General features: G+C 59.9%; 20 protein-coding genes. 10 read left to right on the top strand and 10 right to left on the bottom strand.

Annotation, left to right across the window (positions count from 1 at the left end; translation table 11 throughout):
* Window positions 1–2: 2 nt before the first annotated feature.
* Window positions 3–965 carry a zinc ABC transporter substrate-binding protein gene (locus tag ACP15U_RS02225; RefSeq protein ID WP_425043490.1) on the bottom strand — a complete coding sequence of 321 codons (963 nt, stop codon included), beginning with the start codon at window positions 963–965 and terminating at the stop codon, window positions 3–5.
* 109 nt (window positions 966–1074) lie between these two features.
* On the opposite strand from ACP15U_RS02225, the gene ACP15U_RS02220 reads away from it, so the two are divergent.
* From ACP15U_RS02220 to ACP15U_RS02205, 4 genes are all read left to right on the top strand, one after another.
* Window positions 1075–1566: a transcriptional repressor gene (locus tag ACP15U_RS02220; protein WP_425043489.1), complete on the top strand. Its 492-nt coding sequence runs from the start codon at window positions 1075–1077 to the stop codon at window positions 1564–1566.
* Window positions 1563–2348: an ATP-binding cassette domain-containing protein gene (locus tag ACP15U_RS02215; protein WP_425043488.1), complete on the top strand. Its 786-nt coding sequence runs from the start codon at window positions 1563–1565 to the stop codon at window positions 2346–2348. The genes ACP15U_RS02220 and ACP15U_RS02215 overlap by 4 nt, the downstream gene beginning before the upstream one ends.
* A 4-nt stretch (window positions 2349–2352) precedes the next feature.
* Window positions 2353–3147 (top strand): metal ABC transporter permease, encoded by a 795-nt coding sequence (locus ACP15U_RS02210; protein ID WP_425043727.1) that lies wholly within the window; start codon window positions 2353–2355, stop codon window positions 3145–3147.
* Between the two features lie 64 nt (window positions 3148–3211).
* Window positions 3212–3349, top strand: coding sequence for an entericidin A/B family lipoprotein (locus ACP15U_RS02205; protein ID WP_425043487.1), 138 nt, complete (start codon window positions 3212–3214; stop codon window positions 3347–3349).
* A gap of 36 nt (window positions 3350–3385) precedes the next feature.
* On the opposite strand, the gene ACP15U_RS02200 is transcribed toward ACP15U_RS02205, so the two are convergent.
* Both ACP15U_RS02200 and lepA read right to left on the bottom strand, forming a co-directional pair.
* The gene (locus tag ACP15U_RS02200) at window positions 3386–3739 is read right to left on the bottom strand and encodes a hypothetical protein (protein WP_425043486.1); all 354 of its coding nucleotides are present in this window, start codon (window positions 3737–3739) and stop codon (window positions 3386–3388) included.
* Window positions 3740–4641: 902 nt separating this feature from the next.
* Window positions 4642–6441, bottom strand: a complete 1800-nt coding sequence (gene lepA / locus ACP15U_RS02195) for a translation elongation factor 4 (RefSeq protein WP_425043726.1) — start codon at window positions 6439–6441, stop codon at window positions 4642–4644.
* A 173-nt stretch (window positions 6442–6614) separates the two neighbouring features.
* Between lepA and ACP15U_RS02190 the strand changes: the two genes are divergently transcribed.
* Both ACP15U_RS02190 and ACP15U_RS02185 read left to right on the top strand, forming a co-directional pair.
* Window positions 6615–7685: a Hint domain-containing protein gene (locus tag ACP15U_RS02190; RefSeq protein ID WP_425043485.1), complete on the top strand. Its 1071-nt coding sequence runs from the start codon at window positions 6615–6617 to the stop codon at window positions 7683–7685.
* A gap of 138 nt (window positions 7686–7823) precedes the next feature.
* A complete protein-coding gene (locus ACP15U_RS02185; RefSeq protein ID WP_425043484.1) occupies window positions 7824–8135 on the top strand; it encodes a hypothetical protein in 312 nt (103 codons plus the stop codon).
* Between the two features lie 69 nt (window positions 8136–8204).
* Here the strand turns inward: ACP15U_RS02185 and ACP15U_RS02180 are convergent, their stop codons facing one another.
* Window positions 8205–8408: a hypothetical protein gene (locus tag ACP15U_RS02180; RefSeq protein WP_425043483.1), complete on the bottom strand. Its 204-nt coding sequence runs from the start codon at window positions 8406–8408 to the stop codon at window positions 8205–8207.
* 158 nt (window positions 8409–8566) lie between these two features.
* On the opposite strand from ACP15U_RS02180, the gene ACP15U_RS02175 reads away from it, so the two are divergent.
* Window positions 8567–9532, top strand: coding sequence for a LysR family transcriptional regulator (locus ACP15U_RS02175; protein ID WP_425043482.1), 966 nt, complete (start codon window positions 8567–8569; stop codon window positions 9530–9532).
* A gap of 76 nt (window positions 9533–9608) precedes the next feature.
* On the opposite strand, the gene ACP15U_RS02170 is transcribed toward ACP15U_RS02175, so the two are convergent.
* Entirely contained in the window at window positions 9609–10070 is a 462-nt protein-coding gene (locus ACP15U_RS02170) for a low molecular weight protein-tyrosine-phosphatase (protein WP_425043481.1), read from the bottom strand.
* Window positions 10071–10111: 41 nt separating this feature from the next.
* On the opposite strand from ACP15U_RS02170, the gene ACP15U_RS02165 reads away from it, so the two are divergent.
* Window positions 10112–10807, top strand: coding sequence for an NAD-dependent deacylase (locus tag ACP15U_RS02165; protein WP_425043725.1), 696 nt, complete (start codon window positions 10112–10114; stop codon window positions 10805–10807).
* A gap of 63 nt (window positions 10808–10870) precedes the next feature.
* Here the strand turns inward: ACP15U_RS02165 and ACP15U_RS02160 are convergent, their stop codons facing one another.
* The 4 genes from ACP15U_RS02160 to meaB form a co-directional block, all read right to left on the bottom strand.
* Window positions 10871–11368: a copper chaperone PCu(A)C gene (locus ACP15U_RS02160; RefSeq protein ID WP_425043480.1), complete on the bottom strand. Its 498-nt coding sequence runs from the start codon at window positions 11366–11368 to the stop codon at window positions 10871–10873.
* A gap of 45 nt (window positions 11369–11413) precedes the next feature.
* Entirely contained in the window at window positions 11414–11755 is a 342-nt protein-coding gene (locus ACP15U_RS02155) for a hypothetical protein (RefSeq protein WP_425043479.1), read from the bottom strand.
* A 177-nt stretch (window positions 11756–11932) separates the two neighbouring features.
* Window positions 11933–12223 (bottom strand): 50S ribosomal protein L28, encoded by a 291-nt coding sequence (rpmB, locus tag ACP15U_RS02150; RefSeq protein WP_425043478.1) that lies wholly within the window; start codon window positions 12221–12223, stop codon window positions 11933–11935.
* Window positions 12224–12500: 277 nt separating this feature from the next.
* Window positions 12501–13478 (bottom strand): methylmalonyl Co-A mutase-associated GTPase MeaB, encoded by a 978-nt coding sequence (meaB, locus tag ACP15U_RS02145; RefSeq protein ID WP_425043477.1) that lies wholly within the window; start codon window positions 13476–13478, stop codon window positions 12501–12503.
* Between the two features lie 75 nt (window positions 13479–13553).
* Here meaB and ACP15U_RS02140 point away from each other — a divergent pair, with 75 nt between their 5' ends.
* Window positions 13554–14264, top strand: a complete 711-nt coding sequence (locus ACP15U_RS02140; RefSeq protein ID WP_425043476.1) for a DUF3108 domain-containing protein — start codon at window positions 13554–13556, stop codon at window positions 14262–14264.
* 33 nt (window positions 14265–14297) lie between these two features.
* Window positions 14298–16736 carry an ATP-dependent helicase HrpB gene (gene hrpB / locus ACP15U_RS02135; protein WP_425043475.1) on the top strand — a complete coding sequence of 813 codons (2439 nt, stop codon included), beginning with the start codon at window positions 14298–14300 and terminating at the stop codon, window positions 16734–16736.
* Window positions 16737–16757: 21 nt separating this feature from the next.
* On the opposite strand, the gene ACP15U_RS02130 is transcribed toward hrpB, so the two are convergent.
* On the bottom strand, window positions 16758–17507 hold the full coding sequence (locus tag ACP15U_RS02130; RefSeq protein WP_425043474.1) for an SDR family NAD(P)-dependent oxidoreductase: 750 nt from the start codon (window positions 17505–17507) through the stop codon (window positions 16758–16760).
* Window positions 17508–17516: the final 9 nt, after the last annotated feature.

The following is a 17516-nucleotide window of genomic DNA, read 5'->3' as shown; positions in this document are numbered from 1 at the left end:
TTTCATTTAGCGTCGGCACACCGGGCAAAGCTGGCAGCTACCGAGCGGATCAATTCCGGGTAAAAGTCAGACCCCAGCGCGAAATCCCTGCCGACCGGATCTATCTCGACAATCGGAATCTCGGCCGTTTCCAAAGCCACTTCCAAAAGACCGGGATCAAACTGCGGCTCGGAGAAGGCGCATGAAATCCCCGAGCCAGCAAGCTCGGTCTTCATCCGGGCCATGCGTGCCGGACTGGGATCCTGCGCGTCACTCAGGGCCAATGTTCCGGCGGTTTGAAGACCATAACGGGCTTCGAAGTAATGCAGAGAATCGTGAAACCCTACGTATTTCCTGGTCTGCATCGAGGCCAGCAGAAGCTCGGTGTCACGGGAAATCATCTCCAGTTGCGCAACAGCGCGCCGCGCGTTTTCGGCATAGACGTCGGCATTTTCCGGGTCCAGACCGGAAAGCAATTCTGCGACCAACGGCAACCATGCCTTTGCGTTGGCTGGATCAAGCCATGCATGCGGATCTAGGCTGCCATGGTCGTGGTGATCATGGTCATGGTCGTCAAGGCTGTGACCATCATGATCACCATGACCTTCATTTTCGGATGGCGGGCCCGCTTCCAGAGCGTCCCGGATATCCAACACCCGGGTGACAGGATGATTCAAAAGGGGCAGATCGACTGCACCACCTGCGAGCGAAGACATTGGCCGTTCCAGCCAAGGCGTAAGCTCTGGCCCGATCCAGACAACTGCGTCAGCGCGTTGCAAGGCACGGGCCTCTGACGGTCGCATGGCGTATCCATGTGGCGAGGCTCCGGGGCGCATCAGCAAGTCCGGCTCGCCGACACCGTCCATCACCATCGAAACCAGCCCGTGAACCGGAGGAATATCGACAGCCACACGCGGTACATCTGCAACGGCCGGGGCCGCTCCAACGAACGTTAGAAGCAGGGCAGTCAGGTGGCGGCGCAACATGGAGACCTCATTCACGCAGGATAATGTTATCTTGTAACAGATGCCGCCGGGTGATAGTCGGGATGTTATAACATATCAATACACAATCTGAACCACGGAACTGCGCCCTGTGACAAATCCAGTAACCACCATCGGATTCGACCAGCACGATCACGCCAGCTGTATCCACAGCGCTTTGGAACTGGCCGAGGCTCACTGTACGAACCGCAAACTGCAATTCACCCCGGTTCGTCGTCGGGTGTTGGAGATCTTGTTGCGGGAACATCGGGCTATAGGGGCCTATGACATACTCGAACTGCTGGCTGCCGATGGATTGGGATCGCAGCCCCCCGTTGCCTACCGTGCCTTGGATTTCCTTGTTCAGAATGGCTTTGCGCACCGGATCGAACGGCTCAACGCCTACACGGCCTGCGCCCATCCTCAGGATGCCCATGTGCCGGCTTTCCTTGTCTGTCGCAACTGCCGACTGGTCGCCGAGGCCATCACCGAACTCGAACAGGGTCGGCTTGGCACGGCTGCCGCCGAGACCGGGTTTACCATTGAAAGAATCGTGGTTGAGGCAGAGGGGTTGTGCCCTGCCTGTGCGGGAGCCGAGACATGAATGCGCCGCTGATCGCGGTTCGGGATCTTGCCGTCCGGCTTGACCGCACGCCTGTGCTGCATGACGTCAGTGTCGATATCCACCCCGCCGAGATCGTGACGGTGGTGGGCCCGAACGGGTCGGGCAAGTCAACCTTTCTGCGCACGTTGATCGGGGCGGTGACGCCGGAACAGGGAAGCGTGAACCGCAGCAAAGGGCTTCGCATCGGATACGTACCCCAGAAACTGGCGGTGGATGCCTCTCTGCCGATGACCGTGCAGCGGTTCCTTGGCCTGCCCCGCCGGGTTTCGGAAACCGACGCTTTCAACGCGCTCGAGCAGGCTGGCGTGCCGGATCTTGGATCTCGGCAGCTTGCAGATCTGTCCGGCGGACAGTTCCAACGGGTTCTTCTGGCGCGCGCGCTGCTTGAACGCCCCCAGCTGCTGTTGCTGGACGAGGCAACCCAAGGTCTGGATCAGCCGGGCGCAGCCGCGTTCTATCGCAGGATCGAAACGGTTCGGCAGGAACTGGGTTGCGCGGTGGTGATGGTGAGCCACGACCTTCACGTCGTCATGGCCGCCTCGGATCGAGTGTTGTGCCTGAACGGACATATCTGCTGTCAGGGCACACCGGAAATTGTAGCCAGTGCGCCCGAATACCGCGCCCTGTTCGGATCGGGGACCAAAGGGGCACTGGCGCTTTACCGTCACCAGCATGCCCATTCCCATGACGGTTGCGACCACGATCATTATCACGACCATCCTCACGATCATCCTCATGGTGCGGAGACACAGGATGCCTGAGGGGATGCTCGACGATTTCATGGTCCGCGCAGCACTCGCCGGGCTCGGCGTGGCGCTGGCAGCCGCACCGCTCGGCTGTTTTGTCGTCTGGCGCCGAATGGCCTATTTCGGAGAGGCTACGGCCCATGCCGCCATCCTTGGTGTCGCTATCGCCCTGGCTTTTTCGCTGCCTGTTTTACCTGCGATTCTGGCCGCCGCTCTGGCTATGGCAACAGCCGTTTCTGCGCTTTCCGGCCGCGGCTATGCGATGGACACGGTTCTGGGCGTGCTTGCCCACACTGCACTGGCTGCCGGGCTGGTGGCCGTGGCGTTGCTATCTGACGTGCGGCTTGATCTGATGGCCTTTCTCTTCGGCGACATTCTCGCAGTGAACAAAGCCGATCTTGGCACGATCTGGGGTGGGACAGCACTGGTTCTGGCTATCGTTGGCTGGCGATGGTCGGCCTTGCTGACAGTGACGCTAAACCCTGACCTCGCCCGTGCGAGCGGGCTTGATCCACGCCGCGAGTCCTTTGCCCTGACCCTCACGCTGGCGCTGGTCGTCGCCGTCGCCATCAAAGTCGTCGGGATCCTGCTGATCGCGTCATTGCTGGTCATTCCGGCAGCAGCCACCCGCCCACTGGCCCGCACCCCCGAGGCAATGGCGCTCGGCGCTGCGGGCATCGGATCGCTGGCCGCGCTCGGAGGGTTGTGGGCGGCGTTTTGGCTGGACACGCCAACCGGCCCAACCATTGTCTGTGTCGCATCCGTCCTGTTCCTGCTGACCATGCTCACCGGCATGATTTCGCAAAGGAACTGAGCGGCTCTGGCCGCTGCCGTGACGCTCTGGTAAGAGGGCCGTCGAGCAGCAACGGAGCTATCCCATGACCCGCGCGATCCTGATCGCCCTGACCCTGACCACCCTCGCCGCCTGCGAGACGGCAAAGGGTGCAGGCCGCGACATCTCGAAAGCCGGCGACACGATCGAAGACGTCGCCCGGGACATTCAGAGGAAGTTCTGAGGGGCAGCCTCCCCCTCCAATGTCGCCTCCCCGGCGTCAGAAGAAGATTGTCATCACCTCGGCCAGACCCGCCAAACCTATCAGCAGGTTGGATGCAAGCTTCAGGGCCCCAACATTGCGTGACATAGCACTTCGGCCATAGTTGGTCTGAGCTGTTGTTTCATCGATATCCTGCCGCAAGCAGTCGATGTCGTTCAATGAAGCACTTCCCGCGAGAATCCCGAAGGCCGTGGTAGCTACGACCAGAGCCGCAAGCATCATCCCGGCCTTGCCTGGTGCAAAGGATATGATCGCGGCGAGCCCGGCGAGTGCGAAAACGGTCGTTCGCATAATCGAGTAATAGTTGTCGAGCCGCCCGGTGAGGTATTGAACGCGAAGTTGGGGGTCCATGAAAAATCTCCTCAAATGAAAGAGGTCAACATTAGCATGATGTTTCAAATCGGCGAAAACCCGGCGATCTGAGCCGCGGTTTTGGCCACATCACCGCCGACATGTGGTGGAGCGCACAACATATTGTTGATTTTTGTGCCGCCTGCAGATATCCACCAAAACAGGTGCATAGACGCGGTATGCAGAACTGACGCGCGGGGCCGGATTGCCGATTGGCAAACCGGCCCCGTTTCTATTCGGGGGTATTTCGATAGAAGTAGAAATGAATGAAGACGTCAGGTGCTCAGACGCGGTCCTCGCAGTGTGGCTTGGGGCCACAATCCTGACGCCTTCAATGAATGTCTATATCCCGAAGGACACACACATTCGGTTTGCTCCGGTTCAAAGAACCTTTGCTGCGGGATCAGATCCAATGGATCCGTCCCCCCTACCGGTCACCTGAGACATCCTTTCGGATGGACCCTGCCACCGGCCCACGCCAAGGCTTTGTGCACCACCTTCCCACCGTCACCCCGAAGGGCTTCGACGTTTCGGCCAGCGTCCCGGTGCCATCGTCACGAGGTTGGTTCGTTGCCTCCCCTTCCTCGCTCCAGCCCCAAGAGACCTTCGCGTCCCGCGCCGGGTCATTCGACCCCTTGCGTTGTAGTCAGGCTGGCTCAAAGACACCGAGTCGCGCAAGAAAAAAAGACGGCAGTGAAGCAATTTCTTGTGGGTAAGTCACTGGAATTGCTTGGGGATTTTCTGTGGATAAGTGTCCGATTAGCTTCGCATTGCACGAGGTTGGCTGGGGATAAACAGAATTCCGCCGGTGCGCCGTCACACCATGCAAAAACCCGTCAAAACCAAACCGGCGAACGCAGAATCAGCGGCCGGAACTCCTGAATTTCGGAAGTCGGGTGGTGTCAGCTGTCCATCTTGAGCGCTGAAATGAACGCCTCTTGCGGGATGTCCACCTTCCCGAATTGGCGCATTTTCTTTTTACCCGCCTTCTGCTTTTCGAGCAGCTTCTTCTTCCGGGTGGCGTCGCCCCCGTAGCATTTGGCCGTCACGTCCTTGCGCAGCGCCGACAGGGTTTCGCGGGCGATGACCTTGCCACCGATCGCTGCCTGTATCGGAATTTTGAACATGTGACGCGGGATCAGATCCTTGAGCTTTTCGCACATAGCCCGGCCACGCTGCTCGGCCCGGTCGCGGTGAACCATTGTCGAAAGCGCGTCGACCGGTTCGTCATTCACAAGAACCGACATCTTGACCAGATTGTCCTCACGATAGCCAGTCATCTGGTAGTCGAAGGACGCATAGCCCTTGGTCACCGATTTCAGGCGGTCGTAGAAGTCGAACACCACTTCGTTCAGCGGCAGGTCATAAACCACCATCGCGCGCGAGCCGGCATAGGTCAGATCTTCCTGTATGCCACGGCGATCCTGACAAAGTTTCAGCACATCACCGAGATATTCGTCCGGTACAAGAATGGTGGCCTTGATCCGCGGCTCTTCCATGTGGTCGATCTTGGACGGATCGGGCATATCAGCTGGATTGTGCAGCTCGATCATCTCACCGTCTTTCATATAGACGTGATAGATCACCGAGGGCGCGGTGGTAATCAGCTCGATATCGTATTCGCGTTCGATCCGGTCGCGGATCACTTCGAGATGCAGCAACCCGAGGAACCCGCAGCGGAATCCAAAGCCCAGCGCGGCAGATGTCTCCATCTCAAATGAAAAGGACGCGTCGTTCAGGGCCAGTTTCTCGATCGCATCCCGCAGATCTTCGAATTCGGCGCTGTCCACTGGGAATAGCCCGCAGAAAACCACCGGCTGCGCGGGTTTGAAGCCGTCCAGTGCCGTCTCCGAGCCATTTCTGTCATTGGTGATGGTATCACCCACACGGGTGTCGCGGACCTGTTTGATCGAAGCGGTGAGAAAGCCGATCTCACCCGGGCCGAGGCTGTCGATCATTTGCATCTCTGGCCGGAAGACGCCGACGCGATCGACGTGGTGCAGGGTTCCGTTCGACATGAACTTGACCCGCATGCCCTTTTTCAGAGTGCCATCCATGATGCGAACCAGAACGATCACGCCGAGATAGGCGTCATACCACGAGTCCACCAGCATTGCCTTGAGCGGTGCGTCGAGGTTGCCCTGCGGAGCCGGAAGTTGCTGAACGATCGCTTCCAGCGTTTCGTGGATGCCCTGCCCCGTTTTGGCGCTGACCTGAATCGCTTCGGTCGCGTCGATGCCGATCACATCCTCAATCTGTTCGGCGACGCGGTCACAGTCCGATGCCGGAAGATCGATCTTGTTGAGCACCGGCACGATTTCATGGTCGGCGTCGATGGCCTGATAGACATTCGCCAGCGTCTGCGCCTCTACCCCTTGCGTGCTGTCCACAACAAGCAGACTTCCTTCGACCGCGCGCATGGACCGGGAAACCTCATAGGCAAAGTCGACATGACCGGGTGTGTCGATCAGGTTCAGCACGTATTCCTCGCCATCATCGGCAGTGTAGTCGATGCGAACGGTGTTGGCCTTGATGGTGATGCCCCGCTCGCGCTCGATATCCATACTGTCAAGCAGCTGTTCCTTCATATCGCGATCCTTCACCGTCCCGGTCTCTTGGATGAGCCGGTCGGCGAGCGTGGATTTGCCATGGTCGATATGGGCGACGATGGAGAAATTGCGGATATGGGCGAGGTCAGTCATGGCAGGGATATGGCTGGGAACGCAGCAAGCGTCAAGCCGGGAAGACACACCACCAGAAACGCCGGATATGTCGAAATCAGGGCCAAGGACTTCCATAGATTCGGCGCAATTGGCTGCGATCTTCGCTGTTCGGCTGACCGGCCCCCCCGGTTCGCTCTGAGGCAAGGCGGCTGATGGCTGATTATTCGATATTCGTTCTGGGCGAATCCCAGATGACGATTTCCGGTGACGCGATCCTTGACGGCGTGACACAAGGCGATGGTTCGCATCTGATCGGCGAAACCATCACGCTGAACTCCGGAGCATGGGGCGAGGTTCAAATCACCGACGACGACACCGATTTTCGCGACAACGATTCGTCGCAACGACTGAACGGTGCGCAAAGTATCGACGGCCAGAACTTTGCGGACGGAACGGTGGTCGAGGCTGAATTCGGGCTGATCCTGTCGGACGGTGTCAACAACTGGCAGGTTGTTGGCTTCAATGTTCGGAATTCCTCGCCGTCCTACGCAACGATCGAGGGACTTGCATTTATCGGCGGTCCCGGCGGTTTCCCACCAGTTGGCGTGCCGCTGACGGTGCTTTCGGCGCAGGAAGGCCCGGACTTTGAACAGGCGAGTTACGCCACGCCGATCTGTTATGCCGCCGGCACATTGGTCGAAACGGATACGGGCCTTCGGCCTATCGAAAACCTTCGGGCAGGCGACCGGGTGATGACCCTTGATGACGGTCTTGTCGACATCCGCTGGACCGGCGGCCGTGATGTCATCGCCGCCGGGCGGTTCGCACCGGTCGAAATCAGACCGGGTGTGCTGGGCGCAAACCGCACCTTGCGGGTTTCCCAGCAACACCGGATCCTGCTGACTTCCCCGATTGCCGAACTGCTTTTCGGAACCGCAGAAGTATTCGTCCCGGCAATTCATCTTGCCGAAACATCGCTGGCACGCGTCATTCCCGGCGGCGCTTTGAGTTATCATCACATTGCGCTGGAAAGCCACGCCATCATCCTTGCCAACGGTTGCGCCGCCGAAACATTGCACCCGCCGGACTATGGCACCGCCGCCGGAGCGTTGTTTTTTCCGGACCTGGCAACGCTCAACTTGCGGCCTGGACCTTTGGCGCGCCGCAGTCTCCGACGGCACGAAGCCAGAGTTCTGTTGCGATCGCTGTTGGCTTCCGGCGACGATCTGACCGGTACGCTGCAGGCCGACATGCTCGAACAAGCCAAAGTAGGCGTTGCCTAAAGCCCCGGTCCAATTTGAAACCAAAGCGAAAAGATTGATCGACAGAACTCTTTGCGTCATAGTGCCGGCGAAAATACCGGGACGGCAGATTCCGGAAATTCGATGGCATTCCTGCCAAGGCAAGCATTGAGGCATCAGATGAAACACTTCTTTTCGTTCCTTCTGTGCAGTTCCGTTCTGGCCACCGCCCTTCCGATGTCGGTCGAGGCGGGCGCCGTTGATCGGGCCTGTCGTCAGTCTAACCGCACCGCTGCGACGCCGCAGCTGTGCCGCTGCATCGGGCGGGTCGCCGATGCCAGCCTGAGCAAATCCGAACAGCGCAAGGTGGCCAAGTGGTTCTCGGAACCGCATGAGGCACAAAAGGTCCGGATGTCGGACCGCCGCAGCGATGAGCAGCTGTGGCTGCGTTACAAAGCGTTCGGAGAACGCGCCCGCGAAGCCTGTAGCTGAGCCGCGGCAAGCGTCCAGGCGGCAAGAGCCTTCGCGCGCGGCATTGGCACGCATTTTCATCGCACTGGCTCATTCGCCAACCACATGTCTGACCGAGCCTTGCCGTTCGGTCAGACAATTCCGCAGCCGAATACCGGCAGTGCGGTCAATTCTCCCCATGACAAGGTATTGTGCAATCTCGGGAGTGGTCCGGCCCAGTTCGGGTAGGGCTTGTCGTTTGAACTTCAGCCGCACCGCCATCATCCAACAGTGCCCGGCCCATGTCTTTGGCATTTCGTTGCCGCACTGGTGTAAGGGCCGGCGCGACCTACGGTGACCTAACGGTTTCGAGATCAGCTATGATGGTGTTCATGGTCTAACTCCTGACGGATCAGGCCTTGACCCAAGGGCATGACAGTTTCAATAAATGAAAAACATCGGAAGGATGCCCGATGCTGATTAAGGGCGTTACATTGCGGGGTCTGGAAGTGTTCGAAGCGCTTGCCAAGACCGGATCCGTGGCTCAGACCTCGGATCTCACGGGTTTGAGCCAACCAGCGGTCAGCCAACAGCTCCGCAATCTTGAACGCGCCCTTGGGATCGATCTGGTGGACCACGGCAAACGACCAATGCGGCTGACGCCAGCCGGCCGATCGTATCTGGCGCGGGCCGAGTCGGTGCTCAGTGAACTACGGCTGGCACAGAGTGAGTTGACCGTGATGGATCTGACCCATCTGAGTTCCCTGACCATCGGCCTGATCGACGATTTCGACAATGACCTCACCCCAAGACTGGTAACGATACTTGCCGACAGCCTGACCAAATGCCGGTTCAAATTCATCACCGCCCCCAGTCTCGAAATCACTTCGGCCATGCGGGAACGCGCCTTTCATATCGCAGTGGCGGCAAGTTCTGGCGAAATGATCGAAGGTGTCATCGAGTATCCTCTGGTGCGTGACCCGTTCATCCTGATTGCGCCAAAAGGCGCTATTCAAAAGGGCGACAACATCATGGAAGCCCTCTCCGGACTGCCGCTTTTGCGTTACCACAGGGAGCAGTTGATCAGCCAACTGATCGAGGCGCAACTGGCCCGGCACAAGTTAAGTTTCGAAGAACGGTTCGAAATCGGATCTCATCTCGCGTTGACCGCAATGGTCGCGCGCCGCATCGGCTGGGCGTTGACAACGCCGCTCGGCTATATGCGTTCGGGTCGGTTCCACGACCAGATCGACGCCTTTCCGGTGCCCTTTGCCACCTTTTCGCGCACAATCTCGCTGTTCGCGGGTGCCGACTGGTCGGACACTGTACCGCGAGATGTCGCAGACACTATGCGGCGTCTGGTGCAGTCACAGATGATCGACCCCGCCCTTGCCCGGCTGCCGTGGCTGCAACGCGATCTGCGGATCATCGACTCCTGACCAGGTGCGAGGGCCAGGTTTGGTCAGCTGTGGCCTGTTCGGATCGGAACCAAGAAATTTCGAGTTTTGAGTTTTCTTAAACTAATCCGCGCTCAAGCGCCTGCTTCAACCCTGAGACCGCGTCTTCGATAATGTCGAGCGCCGCGTCGAAATCCCGGGTGTAGTAGGGATCAGGAACATGATCGGAGAGGCCCGATCCGAATTCGGTCAGCAGTCTGACCGGTGCCCCATCGGGCGACGGGCGCAGCCGCTCCAGATCGGCCAGGTTGTTCTCATCCATCGCCAGGATCAGATCAAACTCCGAGAAATCCCGGGCCTGAACCGTACGTGCGCGCAATTCGGACAAGTCATAGCCTCGGGCCTGTGCTGCCGCCTGCATTGGGCCATAAGGCGGGTTTCCCACATGCCAGCCGGCAGTACCGGCACTGTCGGCATCGGCTTCTGGCACCGCCGAGCGAAAAACTCCTTCGGCAGTGGGCGAGCGGCAGATATTACCAAGACAGACAAACAGGATTCGGCAGTTGGCAGGTTGGGTCATCAATGGCTCCTTTGCCCGCCGGTGTAGCCAAGGGAACAGCGATGGGAAAGATCGTCATACTGACCGGCGCAGGAATTTCCGCCGAAAGCGGATTGGGCACGTTCCGTGACGAAGGCGGATTGTGGTCTCAGCACCGGATCGAGGACGTGGCAACGCCCGAAGGCTTTGCCCGCAACCCCGAACTGGTTCAGGGTTTTTACAACACCCGGCGGACGCATGCAGCCAAAGCAAGCCCAAACGCGGCCCACATGGCACTAGCACTGCTTCAGCGGGAATGGCCCGATGAGGTTGTGATTGTGACGCAGAATGTTGACGGTTTGCACGAGGCCGGTGGGGCCGAAGATGTACTGCATATGCACGGCACCCTTGCAGGAGCGCTGTGTTCTGCCTGCCGTCACCGATGGCAGGCGCCGGAAGAAATGCGCGTGGGACAGCCCTGCCCTGCCTGCCAGGAGCCGACCGCTAGACCCGATGTTGTCTGGTTCGGGGAGATGCCGTATTTCATGGATCAGATCTATGTGCACCTTGCCGAGTGCGAGCTTTTTGCCGCCATCGGGACGTCGGGGCAAGTCTATCCGGCCGCGGCCTTCGTGCATGAGGCGCTCGCTGTTGGCGCCCAAACGTTCGAGCTCAACCTTGAACCCTCCGATGTGGTGTCTGCGTTCGATGAAACACGTTTCGGACCAGCCACCGAGACTGTTCCCCGCTGGGTAAGCGATCTTATGGGCACGAGGTAGTTTCCCAAACCATTGTGACGGAGCAGGCCGGGCAATCCGCCCGGCCTCCACCCTCTGAAAGGATTAGCCGTCAGTTTTCTGGGCACCGTGTTTCATATGACCGCCGCCATGCATCGGCTTGCGTTCAAGATCCACCGGGATGTCGATGGTGATTTCACCCGCCTTTTCAAAAATCAGGGTTACCGGAATTTGATCTCCCTGCGCGAACGGCTGGCGCAATCCCATGAACATCACGTGGTCACCACCGCGCGCTAAGGCATGACTGCCGCCTGCGGGAATGGAAAACCCTTCCTCTACATGGACCATCTTCATAACGCCGTTCGCATCTTCGAGATGGGTATGCAACTCGGTCCGGTCGGCAACTTCGGAACGGACGGACACCAAACGGTCATCTTCCGAGCCGTGGTTCATGACCGTCATGAAGGCCGCTCCGGATGTCGACATTTTCGTCGAGGCGCGGGCGTAAGGATCGTCGATCATGATTGACGCATCGCCAGCAATGGCCGAGGTCGCAAGGAATACGCAAGCAATCGCGGCGGCAAAACTGTGTTTGAAAGACATCGTGTCTCTCCTATTTTCTGTCTGAGTTTTTTCGAGGTAGGTTGATCAGACAGGCTGGGGCGGACCACGGGCGGAGGCGCGGATCACATCCCTTCCGGTCAGGCTCAGAACGACCGGAATAACCACGGGAATCAAACGGGCTGAAACCGCTTCGGTGGTTATCGTCGGCACATCCAGCGCCGCCAGCAGGTTCAATGCAAACTCGGGGCAGTAGTGCGGCGGTGCCGCCGGTTGACCATCTTCGTCGAGATAGACAATGACAGGCCCGCTGCCGGTGCACAGCTCCACCTGTCCGAGCGACTGGTCCAGACCACGTGTAGACGCAACCGCCAGCCCGGTCAGGCTGACCGAGAGGCCAAGGAAAAGGCCCAGCGTTATGCGCAGCATCGAATGCATCAGAACTGATATAGGCCTCTGCCGCCGGCCTCCGCAATCCGATCGGGTTGCGACCAATTCGACCTGTCAGTCCAAAACGGCAACGGACATGAAAAAACCCCGCGTCAATGGCGGGGTTTCCAAAAGATGCCAGTGGGTCGGATTACCGTCCCGGATCCGCTGTGCGAATCAGGCCGCAGCGGCCTGTGCCTTGGCGATCTCTTTTTTGACTTTCAGCGCGTTTGCCGACAGCTCTTCGTCCTTGGCTTTGGCCAGGAACGCGTCGAGACCACCGCGGTGGTCGACGGAACGCAGAGCGGCGGCCGAGATGCGCAGCTTGACGCCACGGCCCAGTGTTTCCGACTGCAGCGTAACATCGTTCAAATTCGGCAGAAAACGACGCTTGGTTTTGTTGTTGGCGTGGCTGACATTGTTGCCAGTCATCGGGCCTTTTCCGGTCAGTTCGCAACGGCGCGACATGGGCTTCTTCCTTCGTATCTGGTGGCAGGCTTCGGAGCTATCTGCCAAATCACAAGGGGCGCGGCCGGTGGACGCGCCCGAAAACTGGTTGGATGCGTTTAGGAGGAATCGCTGGAAGGGTCAAGACGGGTGGCACGAATTCTTTGCCTTTTGCCGCCGCAACAACCGGAATTCGGTGGCGCAGGCCGGAATCCCATTTGCCTTTCCGTTCTACGGCGTCCTTCAGGCCGGCAGGCGCGATAATATCGGTCAGGAATTATGCAGGATGGCCGAGGTCTCAGACATCCGAGAGGCGGTTGAGCATTTGTTCTGCGGCAGCTGCCGGGCTCAGGCGACCGTGAGCCACATCCTCACCGAACCGCTCCATTTCGGCCCGCGCCCCGGACGAGTTCAGCCGGGCCAGCAGCGCCTGCCTGACTTCCTGATCGAACCAGTATCGGGCCTGTGTGGCGCGGTTGGATTGCCAATGGCCATTCTCTTTTCGCCAGTTTGCCAAGGTCAGGATCTCGTCCCATGCGGCCTCCAGCCCATCCTCGACAAGCGCGGAAACCATCATCGCCTTGGGATACCCCTGCGGGTCCTGCGGCCGTTTGCGCAACAGCCTGAGCGCACCGGCGTAATCGGCACAGGTCCGGGTTGCTGCCGGTTTCAGATCCCCGTCTGCCTTGTTGACGAGAATCAGGTCAGCCATCTCCATAATGCCCCGTTTGACGCCTTGCAGTTCGTCGCCCCCGGCCGGGGCAATCAGCAGCAGGAACAGGTCCGACATCTCTGCTACAACGGTTTCGGATTGCCCCACCCCAACGGTTTCGATCAGCACGACGTCGAACCCCGCCGCCTCGCACAGCGCGACCGCTTCGCGAGTTCGACGGGCAACGCCGCCCAGATGCGTCTGGCTGGGTGACGGACGAATGAAGGCATTTCGCTCCCGGGACAGGCGCTCCATCCGGGTTTTGTCGCCAAGAATAGAACCACCCGACCGAGCCGAACTTGGATCGACGGCCAAAACGGCAACCCGAAGCCCCTGTTTGACCAGAACCATGCCGAAACTCTCAATGAAGGTGGATTTTCCCACTCCGGGAGTACCCGACAACCCGATCCGCAGCGCCTGTCGACCGGCCCGGGACAGATACTCGATCAACGCTGTGGCCTGCCCGCGGTGGTCTGCGCGCTTGCTTTCTACCAGTGTGATCGCCCGCGCCAGAGCCCGACGGTCGCCGTTCAGGATCTTGTCACCGAGTTCTGAGATGTCCATCGTCTTACCCTTTGGCATTTTGCGATACTTGCCGTAGAGCTGTCCGGGTTGTCCAGTGGTGAAAGGAGCGCAGGAATGCGTCGGTTGTTGTGGCCCTTGGCGTTGTTCGCGATCGGAGCGTTTCCCGCCGCTGCCGAACGGACGACGGAGGCTCTGTTCGACGTTAAGATCTTTGGCATCAAGCTGGGTGAATTCCAGATTGGCGGCACGAATTCTGTTGACCGCTATTCCGCAACGGCCCGCTTTAGAACGACTGGTATCGTCGATCTTGTCGGCAGAGTGCATTTCGATCTCAGCTCGGGCGGCGCACGACAGGATGGGCAGTTCACACCGGTTTTCTACGCCGAAGAGCTCGATACCGGGCGGCGGCAATCATCGGCCCGTCTGGACTACACCGCTGGTGTGCCGCGGCTGACAGGCGGATCGTTGGGCGACGAGGAACGCGAGGTGCTTGACCCGCAAAAGCAAGGCGGAACAGTGGACCCGCTGACCGCGATGTTCATGGCTGCACGCGACCAGAATACTCTGGAACTCTGCAACATCGACCGCATCGTATTTGACGGCGCCCGGCGGACCCGACTGATGATGAAGGACAGGCGGAAGGAAGACGATCAGGTTATCTGCTCCGGCAAGTTTGTCCGATTGGGTGGCTATTCCGAACGACAACTGAATGACGGCCGTGAATTCACCTTCGAAGTCACATACGCCCCGGTGCAAGACGCCATGCGAATGGACCGTGCTGTGGTGCGGTCCTCGCGCGGGACGGTGACGCTTGTGCGGCGCTAGATCTCTGCTGCTGCTTGATCGATAAGGCTGACAATGACCCGCCTGCCGATAGAAGATGCTCTGCCTGAATTGCTTGAGGCGCTGCGCTCAAGCGGTCGCGCCGTTTTGCAAGCTCCGCCCGGCGCCGGCAAGACAACGCGTGTGCCGCTGGCCATGCTCGAGTCGTGCCTCGTGTCCGGCCGCATTCTCATGCTCGAGCCGCGTCGGCTGGCCGCGCGGGCCGCCGCAGAGCGCATGGCGCAAACACTTGGTGAACCCGTGGGCCAACAGGTCGGCTATCGGATGCGGGGTGAGACCAAAGTCTCTGGCGCCACACGGATAGAGGTGGTGACCGAAGGCATCCTGACACGGATGCTGCAATCCGACCCGGATCTTCCCGGTATCGGGGCCGTGATCTTTGACGAGATCCATGAACGCTCACTGAATGCCGATCTTGGACTGGCGCTGAGCCTCGAGGTCGCCGGTGCCTTGCGCGATGATCTTGTCCTGCTGGCCATGTCGGCCACACTGGATGCCGAACCCGTGAGCCGGGTGATGCAAGCCCCTCTGGTCAGTTCGCAGGGCCGGAGTTATCCGGTAGAGATCCGCTGGCTTGACCGTCCGCTGCCTTCACAGGCGCGGAAACTGGATGCGCTGGTGGATCTCGTCGTGAAAGCGGAACAGGAGACAGAGGGAGGCATTCTTGTCTTCCTTCCGGGCGAAGGCGAAATTCGTCGCGCCGAAAAGGCGCTGCATGCCCGCTTGCCCGGCCGTTGCCAATTGCGCCCATTGTTCGGTGCCCTGCCCTTTGCCGAGCAACGCGCCGCCATTGCACCCGAAACGCATAGCCGCAAGGTTGTTCTGGCAACGTCGATTGCCGAAACATCGCTGACCATTCAGGACATCCGTGTGGTGATCGACATGGGGCAGGCAAGACGCGCCCGGTTTGACCCGGGTTCGGGTATGTCCCGGCTTGTCACCGAGAAAGTGACCCGCGCCGAAGCGACCCAGCGCAGCGGCCGCGCGGGCCGTGTGGCCCAGGGGGTCAGTTACAGGCTGTGGTCAAAGGGCGAAGAAGGCGCGCTTGTTGCATTTCCACCGGCTGAAATCGAAGCAGCTGATCTGACCGGGCTGGCGCTCGAACTGGCGCAATGGGGTGCCGAAGCCCAAGACCTCCCGTTCCTTACACAGCCGCCCGAAGGCGCTCTGTCCGAGGCCCGAAAACTGTTGCGGCTGCTCGGAGCGCTGAACAAACAGGACCGGATCACCGGTCACGGCCGGGAGTTGGCGCGGCTTCCGCTGCACCCAAGACTGGCCCATATGTTGACCACCGCAGGTGAGCAGGCCGCGCCTCTGGCGGCTTTGCTGGGTGAACGCGACCCGCTCAGGGGGGCGCCAAGCGATCTTGCCTTGAGGATGGAAGCTTTGCGGGATGCCCGCGCGTTCCGAAAAGAACGGCCCTACCAGATCCACCCTGGCGCTTTGGACCGGATCAGGACGGAAACCGCGCGCCTGCGCAAATCCGCACCTGCCTCGAATGGGCGCATGGCGCCCGCCACCATGGCGGCTCTGGCCTATCCCGACCGCGTGGGACAACGCCGCAAGGGCGATACACCGCGGTTTGTATTGTCTGGCGGCAAGGGGGCCGTGCTGGATGCGCATGACACGCTGGCAAACGCGCCGTATCTGGTGGCTGTCGATACGGACGGAAACCCACGCGAAGCAAAAGTGCGATTGGCCGCACAGATTTCCGAAGCGGAATTGCGGGATCTATTTCAAGACCAGCTAGAATGGGTGGAGACCTGCATCTGGTCAAAGCGGGATCGCCGGGTTGCTGCTCGCAGGCAGGAACGGCTTGGCGCCATAACCCTGCAGGACCGGATCTGGAAGGACGCGCCCGAGGACATGGTTGCATGGGCCATGCTGGACGGTGTCCGGGATCTGGGCCTCACCTTCTCTGCCGCCGCGCGCCGCCTTGCCGCTCGGGTAGAGCTGTCGCGGGCCGATGGTATGGACCTGCCGGATTTCTCGCCGGAGGGATTGATGTCAGATATCGAGAACTGGCTGTTGCCGCACCTCTCCGGCCTGCGCAGCGCCAGTGATTGGAAAAGCTTCGATCTTCTCCCTGCATTGCGCGCAAGGCTGGATTGGTCGCAAACGCAAGAACTGGACCGCAGAGCGCCGCCGCACTTCGTGACACCTTTGGGTCGAAAGATCCCGATCGACTATGAAGATGAGGTTCCGTCCATTTCAGTGCGCCTGCAAGAGATGTTCGGTGTGTCCCGCCACCCGCAGGTGGGCGGTGTGGCGTTGAAAATCACCTTGCTTTCGCCGGCGCAGCGACCAATCCAGATTACCCGCGACCTGCCCGGTTTCTGGGCGGGATCCTATGCAGACGTGCGCAAGGACATGCGCGCGCAATATCCCAAACACCCCTGGCCCGAAGATCCGACGCAGGAAGATCCGACATTGAGGGCAAAACGGCGAAAGTGAGGGAAAACAGCCTCTTGGCGGTCAGTCTCGCAGGGCCGGAAGACCGATCCCCGTTGCCTGGAACCCGCCGTCCGCTGCGAGGATCTGCCCGGTGACAAAGCTCGCCTCGTCGTTCAGCAGGAACAAAACCGCAGCTGCAATTTCTTTCTCGCTGCCATAGCGGTTCAACGGCAGGGCATCGTGATAGGCAGCCCGGATCTCGGGCGTGTGCACGGCCAGCGCCAGCTTTGTGTCGACCGGGCCGGGCGCAACTGCGTTGACACGAATTCCCAACTCCCCGAGCTCCACGGCCTGCTGCAATGTCAGTTGCGCCAGCGCGGCTTTGGATGTGCCGTATGCCACCCGCAACGTGCTGGCCCGCAGCCCGGAAATCGACGTGATGTTAACCACCGATCCGCCACCCTCCCGCGCCAGAAGATCAGTGAGCGCCTGGGTCATCAGAAATGGGCCATCAAGGTTGGTTGCCATGACGGTGCGCCATCGCTCAAACGAGGTGTCGCGGATCGGGCCGAAATCGGCAACACCGGCGTTGTTCACCAACCCATCAAGCTGCCCGAATTGGGTATCGAGCTGCGATCGAACCGCATTCACATCTCCGGGGATCGAAACATCGGCCTCAACCGAAACCGCGTTGTCCAGCCCCTTTACCGCATCACGAAGCGCGGGAATGTCCCGGTCCAGCATTGCAACCCGCCACCCCCGGTCCAGCAGTCCACGGGCAGTAGCCAACCCGATGCCGCGCGCGGCGCCCGTTACCAGTGCGGTTTTCATGGCAGGTTC

Source organism: Primorskyibacter sp. S87, from assembly GCF_049801055.1.
GTDB lineage: Bacteria > Pseudomonadota > Alphaproteobacteria > Rhodobacterales > Rhodobacteraceae > JBNAGF01.
This window is presented reverse-complemented; position numbering and strand designations above follow the sequence as displayed.

Coding starts and splice junctions, on each gene's coding strand:
- ACP15U_RS02225 (WP_425043490.1), bottom strand. CDS start 965: ATGTTGCGCCGCCACCTGACTGCCCTGCTTCTAACGTTCGTTGGAGCG.
- ACP15U_RS02215 (WP_425043488.1), top strand. CDS start 1,563: ATGAATGCGCCGCTGATCGCGGTTCGGGATCTTGCCGTCCGGCTTGAC.
- ACP15U_RS02210 (WP_425043727.1), top strand. CDS start 2,353: ATGCTCGACGATTTCATGGTCCGCGCAGCACTCGCCGGGCTCGGCGTG.
- ACP15U_RS02205 (WP_425043487.1), top strand. CDS start 3,212: ATGACCCGCGCGATCCTGATCGCCCTGACCCTGACCACCCTCGCCGCC.
- ACP15U_RS02200 (WP_425043486.1), bottom strand. CDS start 3,739: ATGGACCCCCAACTTCGCGTTCAATACCTCACCGGGCGGCTCGACAAC.
- lepA (WP_425043726.1), bottom strand. CDS start 6,441: ATGACTGACCTCGCCCATATCCGCAATTTCTCCATCGTCGCCCATATC.
- ACP15U_RS02190 (WP_425043485.1), top strand. CDS start 6,615: ATGGCTGATTATTCGATATTCGTTCTGGGCGAATCCCAGATGACGATT.
- ACP15U_RS02185 (WP_425043484.1), top strand. CDS start 7,824: ATGAAACACTTCTTTTCGTTCCTTCTGTGCAGTTCCGTTCTGGCCACC.
- ACP15U_RS02180 (WP_425043483.1), bottom strand. CDS start 8,408: ATGCCAAAGACATGGGCCGGGCACTGTTGGATGATGGCGGTGCGGCTG.
- ACP15U_RS02175 (WP_425043482.1), top strand. CDS start 8,567: ATGCTGATTAAGGGCGTTACATTGCGGGGTCTGGAAGTGTTCGAAGCG.
- ACP15U_RS02170 (WP_425043481.1), bottom strand. CDS start 10,070: ATGACCCAACCTGCCAACTGCCGAATCCTGTTTGTCTGTCTTGGTAAT.
- ACP15U_RS02165 (WP_425043725.1), top strand. CDS start 10,112: ATGGGAAAGATCGTCATACTGACCGGCGCAGGAATTTCCGCCGAAAGC.
- ACP15U_RS02160 (WP_425043480.1), bottom strand. CDS start 11,368: ATGTCTTTCAAACACAGTTTTGCCGCCGCGATTGCTTGCGTATTCCTT.
- ACP15U_RS02155 (WP_425043479.1), bottom strand. CDS start 11,755: ATGCTGCGCATAACGCTGGGCCTTTTCCTTGGCCTCTCGGTCAGCCTG.
- rpmB (WP_425043478.1), bottom strand. CDS start 12,223: ATGTCGCGCCGTTGCGAACTGACCGGAAAAGGCCCGATGACTGGCAAC.
- meaB (WP_425043477.1), bottom strand. CDS start 13,478: ATGGACATCTCAGAACTCGGTGACAAGATCCTGAACGGCGACCGTCGG.
- ACP15U_RS02140 (WP_425043476.1), top strand. CDS start 13,554: ATGCGTCGGTTGTTGTGGCCCTTGGCGTTGTTCGCGATCGGAGCGTTT.
- hrpB (WP_425043475.1), top strand. CDS start 14,298: ATGACCCGCCTGCCGATAGAAGATGCTCTGCCTGAATTGCTTGAGGCG.
- ACP15U_RS02130 (WP_425043474.1), bottom strand. CDS start 17,507: ATGAAAACCGCACTGGTAACGGGCGCCGCGCGCGGCATCGGGTTGGCT.